Source organism: Polaromonas sp. CF318 (genome assembly GCF_000282655.1).
In the GTDB taxonomy this organism is placed as follows: domain Bacteria; phylum Pseudomonadota; class Gammaproteobacteria; order Burkholderiales; family Burkholderiaceae_C; genus Polaromonas.
Genome location: NZ_AKIV01000117.1, coordinates 1 through 5,534, shown reverse-complemented (window position 1 = coordinate 5,534; position 5,534 = coordinate 1). Strand labels below are relative to the sequence as shown.

At 66.4% G+C, this 5,534-nt stretch carries 5 protein-coding genes; 3 read left to right on the top strand and 2 right to left on the bottom strand.

Annotated elements, in window-relative coordinates; translation table 11 throughout:
• Window positions 1-113 precede the first annotated feature (113 nt).
• The gene (locus PMI15_RS19440) at window positions 114-1,136 is read right to left on the bottom strand and encodes a DUF58 domain-containing protein (protein ID WP_007873378.1); all 1,023 of its coding nucleotides are present in this window, start codon (window positions 1,134-1,136) and stop codon (window positions 114-116) included.
• Window positions 1,137-1,176: 40 nt separating this feature from the next.
• Window positions 1,177-2,097, bottom strand: a complete 921-nt coding sequence (locus PMI15_RS19435; protein WP_007873376.1) for a MoxR family ATPase — start codon at window positions 2,095-2,097, stop codon at window positions 1,177-1,179.
• Window positions 2,098-2,148: 51 nt separating this feature from the next.
• Here PMI15_RS19435 and PMI15_RS19430 point away from each other — a divergent pair, with 51 nt between their 5' ends.
• From PMI15_RS19430 to PMI15_RS19420, 3 genes are read left to right on the top strand one after another with little or no spacing between them, the layout of a single operon-like run.
• On the top strand, window positions 2,149-3,102 hold the full coding sequence (locus PMI15_RS19430; RefSeq protein WP_007873374.1) for a histone deacetylase family protein: 954 nt from the start codon (window positions 2,149-2,151) through the stop codon (window positions 3,100-3,102).
• Window positions 3,103-3,112: 10 nt separating this feature from the next.
• Window positions 3,113-3,916, top strand: coding sequence for an enoyl-CoA hydratase (locus PMI15_RS19425; protein WP_007873371.1), 804 nt, complete (start codon window positions 3,113-3,115; stop codon window positions 3,914-3,916).
• On the top strand, window positions 3,901-5,217 hold the full coding sequence (locus PMI15_RS19420) for a mechanosensitive ion channel family protein (protein ID WP_007873370.1): 1,317 nt from the start codon (window positions 3,901-3,903) through the stop codon (window positions 5,215-5,217). Before PMI15_RS19425 ends, PMI15_RS19420 begins: the two co-directional genes overlap by 16 nt.
• Window positions 5,218-5,534: the final 317 nt, after the last annotated feature.

The window sequence follows — 5,534 nt, the reverse complement described above, 5'->3', positions numbered from 1 at the left end:
TCTTTTGCTTACTTTTCTTTTGGCGAAGCAAAAGAAAAGTGAGTTGCCGCCGGGCAACCCCCGGCCAGCAGAACTCAGCAAAATCCCACCCAGTCGGGTAGACAAAAAAACTTTCAACATACCGCCAGCGCCTCCAGGCACAAGCGCCTATGTGCCTCCCCACTGCCGGGCTTGACCTCCAGAGAAGGCAAACGCAAACCATAGTCCAGCGACAGCTTGTCGGCCAGCAGCACCCAGGCACACAGCCGTGAGAGCTTCTGTTCGACGCCGCCGGACCCGGCCTGGGTGAAATCCAGCCAGAGTTCGTGCCGCTGGGCCTGCTGGGTGTCGCGCACCACCAGGCTGTTGCCCTGGCCGTCGTCTTTCGCGGCTTTTTTCCAGACCACGAGTTTCATCGGGTCGCCGCGGCGGTAGCCGCGCACGCCGTCGAATTCGCCGCTGCTTTGCGCGCGCAGGGCGGCCGCGGCGCCGCCGGAGCGGGGCTCACCTGGGGGCAGGGGTGGCGGGTGGGCTTCGGGTGCGGGATAAACCAGGACCTGTGCGGCAGGCCGCCAGATGGTCCAGACGCGGAAGGTGCCCAGCGGAAAGCGGGTTTCGGCGGTCAGCGTGGGCAGCCTGTGCAGGCCGCGCCGCCGCGGCGTGAATGCCACCTGTACCGTGCTGCTGCCCTGCGCGGGCACGTCGGTCCAGGCCCAGTGCCGTTCCCGGCCTTTTTCGATATCCACGTCCTGCGGGTTGAGCACGCTGAGCCCTATGCCGTGGCGGGTGCCGCGCCGGGTGTTGCTCAGCTTGACCTCAACGGTGGCGGTGGCGCCCACGTACTGGGCATGGGGCGCGGCCAGGTTCATGGACAGGCCGCGCAGCGTGCCGTGGCAGACGTGCATGCCGACCAGCGCGCTGCCGGCCAGCAAAAACGTCAGCAAATAGCCCAGGCTCAGCTGGTAATTGATGGAGGCCACCAGCAGCACCAGCAGGGTGACGCCCATCATCCAGCCCGGCCGGGTAGGCAGGATGTAGACGTTGCGCTGGGTCAGCGTCACGCTGTCGGTGAAGGTCAGCTTGCTGAGCCACCAGGACTGGAAGCGCGCGCGCACCAGGGCTGCGGGATTGGGGAGGAAGGTCAGCAGCGCGGCCATGGGGACAAGCGAAGAGAGGCGGCTTTGGGCGGTTCAGCGATCAGGGCAGGGGCACGGCGTCCAGCATGGCGCGCACCTGTTCCACCGCGCCGCGACCGGCGTCGCTGACGGGAATCAGCCGGTGCGCCGCGGTCTGCGGCAACACGGCGGCGACGTCGTCGGGCGCCACGTAGTCGCGCTTGCTCAAAAAGGCCTGGGCCCTGGCGGCCCGCATGATGGCGATGCCGGCGCGCGGGCTCAGGCCCTGCAGAAACCAGCGGCCGGACCGTGTGGCGGCCACGAGGTCCTGCAGGTAGTTGAGCAGGGCTTCCGAGGCATGGACCTGAGCCACCAGCTGCTGCAACTCCAGCAGGTCGTGCGGCGCCAGCAGGGCCGGCAGCTGCTCGACCATCTCGCGCCGGTCGGCGCCGCGCAGCAACTCGCGCTCGGCGGCGCGGTCGGGGTAGCCCAGGGAGATCCGCATATGGAAGCGATCCAGCTGCGACTCGGGCAGGGCGTAGGTGCCGAGCTGGTCGTGCGGGTTTTGCGTGGCGATCACAAAAAAGGGCAGGGGCAGGGGGCGGGTTTCGCCTTCAACGGTGACCTGCTTTTCTTCCATGGCTTCCAGCAGCGCGCTCTGGGTTTTGGGGCTGGCGCGGTTGATCTCGTCGGCCAGCAGCACCTGGGCGAACACCGGCCCGGGGTGGAACACAAAACTTTCCTTTTGCCGCTCGTAAATCGACACGCCCGACAGGTCGCTGGGCATCAGGTCGGCGGTGAACTGCACCCGTGAAAATTGCAGGCCGAAGGAGCGCGACAGCGCATGGGCCAGCGTGGTCTTGCCGACGCCGGGAACGTCCTCGATCAGCAGGTGGCCGCCGGCCAGCAGGCAGGCCACGCAGTCCTGCACCTGGGCCGGCTTGCCGACGATGACCGTGTTAAGCTGATTCAGGAGCGCTTGGAGTTTTTCTGTGGCATTCATGCCGCCAACCATACCGTAATTTTTCGTAAAACATTTCCCGACGATTTCCCGATGAACGCGACTGGTTATTTCAGCCATCCCGACTGCCGCAGGCACGAAATGGGCGCCGGGCACCCGGAATGCCCTGAGCGGCTCGACGCCATCGACGACTGGCTGCTGGCCACCGGGGTCAAGGACGCACTGGACACCCGCGAGGCGCCGCGGGCGGCCCTGGGCGACATCGAACTCGCGCACGACCGCATGATGGTGGCCGCGCTGCGCGGCCTGAGCGACCGCCTGGCCGACGACATCAAGGCGGGCGGGCCGGCTTATGCCCAGATCGACCCTGACACCGCCCTCAATGTGCACACCTGGAACGCCGCCCTGCGCGCCGCCGGCGCCGCGCTGGCCGCCACCGATGCGGTGCTGTCCGGCGAACTCGAAAACGCCTTTTGCGCCGTGCGCCCGCCCGGCCACCATGCCTGCCACGACAAGGCCATGGGTTTTTGCTTTTTCAACAACGTCGCTGTCGCCGCCCGCTATGCGCTGGAGCGCCACGGCTTGAAGCGCGTGGCGATTGTCGACTTCGACGTGCACCACGGCAACGGCACCGAGGACATCCTGAGCGGCGACGAGCGCGTGCTGATGGTGAGCTTTTTCCAGCACCCGCTTTATCCCTATAGCGGCGCCGAGAGCCACGCGGGCAACATGCTCAACCTGCCGGTGCCGGCCTATACCAAGGGCATGGACGTGCGTGAGCTGATCGAGATGATGTGGATACCGCGCCTGGAGGAGTTCAGGCCCGAGATGATTTTTATCAGCGCCGGCTTTGACGCCCACCGCGACGACGACCTGGGCCAGATGGGCCTGGTCGAGCAGGACTACGCCTGGATCACCCAGCGCATCAAGGATGTCGCCAGGCGCCATTCGCAGGGCCGCATCGTCTCCTCGCTCGAAGGCGGCTACAACCTGAATGCGCTGGCGCGCAGCGTGGAGGCCCACATCCGCGTGCTGGCCGACCTGTAGGAGTTTTTTCATGAGCGCCGCATCCGCCGCTGACCTTTCGGCCCCCGTGCTGCATAGCCAGGACGCGCGCGGCGTGCACCGCCTGGTGCTGAACCGCCCGGCTGCTTTCAACACCCTGGGCGAGGACGTGCTGGCCGCGTTGCAGGCCGGGCTCGACGCCATCGCGGCCGACGGCAAGGCGCGCGCGCTCGTCATCGCGGCCGAAGGCAAGGCCTTTTGCGCCGGCCACAACCTCAAGGACATGCATGCCCGCCCCGAGCTGGCGTATTACCAGGCGCTGTTCGCCCAGTGCACGCGCATGATGCTCAGCATCCAGAAGCTGCCGGTGCCGGTGATCGCGCGGGTGCAAGGCCTGGCCACCGCGGCCGGCTGCCAGCTGGTGGCGCAGTGCGACCTGGCCGTGGCGGCCGAGGGCGCGAGCTTCGGCGTCAACGGCATCGACGTGGGCCTGTTCTGCGCCACGCCCAGCGTGCCGCTGGTGCGCAACATGCCGGCCAAGCAGGCCATGGAGATGCTGCTGACCGGCGACTTCATCACGGCCGGCGAAGCCCGCGCGCGCGGGCTGGTCAACCGTGTCGTGCCGCTCGAAGCGCTGGACGGCGAGGTCGAAAAACTGCTGCAGTCGCTGCTGTCCAAACCGCGCGAGGCGCTGGCCATGGGCAAGGCGCTTTTTTACCAACAACGTGAAACCGGCATCGAGGCCGCCTACCAGCTCGCGGGCCAGTCCATGGCCCGCAACATGGCCCACGCCGTTGCACAGGAGGGCGTGCAAGCCTTCATCGAAAAAAGGAAACCCCAATGGCCGGCGCCGTAACGACCCGTCCCCCCGCCCGTATCGACAGCCTGGACGCCTGGTTCGCCGCGCTGGCCCAGCCCACGACGCTGACGGAACTCGCCGCGCTGGTCGGCTGCGCGCTGCTGGCCTGGCTGGTGGTGCGTGTGGCGGGCCGCGCGCGCATGGCGGTCGACAACACCTCCATCCTGTTCGGGCGCCGCGTGATCGATGGCGTGCTGTTTCCGGTGTTGCTGCTGTTCCTTGCTTACATGGCCAAGGACTTGCTGGCGCACATGTTCCCCGTTGCGCTCTTCAAGGTGGCGATTCCCGTGCTGGTGTCGCTGGCCGTGATACGCCTGGGCGTCAAGGTGCTGCAGGTGGCCTTCAAGGACGCGCCGCTGGTGCGCGCGCTGGAGCGCACCATCTCCTGGCTGGCCTGGATCGCCATGGTGCTGTGGGTCAGCGGCCTGCTGCCCGTGGTGCTCGATGAGCTCGACGGCATCAAATGGAAGATAGGCAACAGCAACCTGTCGGTGCGCACCATGCTCGAAGGCGCGGTGACGGCCGGCGTGGTGCTGCTGATCACGCTGTGGATCTCCTCGGCCATAGAGGCGCGCCTGCTGCGTTCGGCCACCGGCAACGAGCTGTCCCTGCGCAAGGCGGTGGCCAATGCGGTGCGCGCCGTCCTGATGTTTGTCGGCCTGCTGCTGGCGCTGTCTTCGGTGGGCATAGACCTCACGGCGCTCTCGGTGCTGGGCGGCGCGGTCGGCGTGGGCGTGGGTTTCGGCCTGCAGAAGCTGGCCGCCAATTACGTCAGCGGCTTTGTCATGCTGGCCGAGCGCAGCGTGCGCATAGGCGACAACGTGCGGGTGGACACCTTCGAGGGCCGCATCACCGACATCAACGCGCGCTACACCGTGGTGCGCGCGCCCTCGGGGCGCGAATCCATCGTGCCCAACGAGATGTTCATCAGCACCCGCATCGAAAACCTCTCGCTGAGCGACCCGCAGGTGCTGCAGTCCACCGTGGTCTCGGTGGGCTACGACAGCGACGTGGAACTCGTGATGCGCCTGCTCATTGAAGCCGCGCTCAAGCAGGACCGCGTATTGCGCGACCCGGCCCCCGGCGCCAACCTGACCAATTTCGGCCCCGACGGGCTGGAGTTCACGCTCAACTACTGGATGGCGGACCCGGAAAACGGCCAGCAAAACCTGCGTTCCCGCATCAACCTGGCCATCCTCGAATCCCTGCGCGCGCACAACATCGACATTCCCTATCCGCAGCGCGTGGTGCACACCCGCGCCGCGGTGGACGAAAAGAACGCCGCCAAGCCCTCCTGAGCCGCCCCCGGCTTCCTGGGGGGCGCGCTGCCGCGAGGCAATTGACGCCTGAAAGACACCTTTAGGACAACGGTTGGGCAGGATGCTCTAATTCCCTCTGTTCCGCCCTCTATAATGAAAAATAGAACGACCGTTCTTTTTCTGCCCGGCACGCCTGGATACCCTCCGGCCACCGGTCCCGCGGCCCGCATCCGGCACGCCGCAGCATAGAATGCAAAGCTTACGTTTACGTCAACGTCAACCGATACGTCATATTCTGCCAATCAACAACTCTGGAGCCCTGTCATGAAGGTCTTGGTCCCCGTCAAACGTGTAGT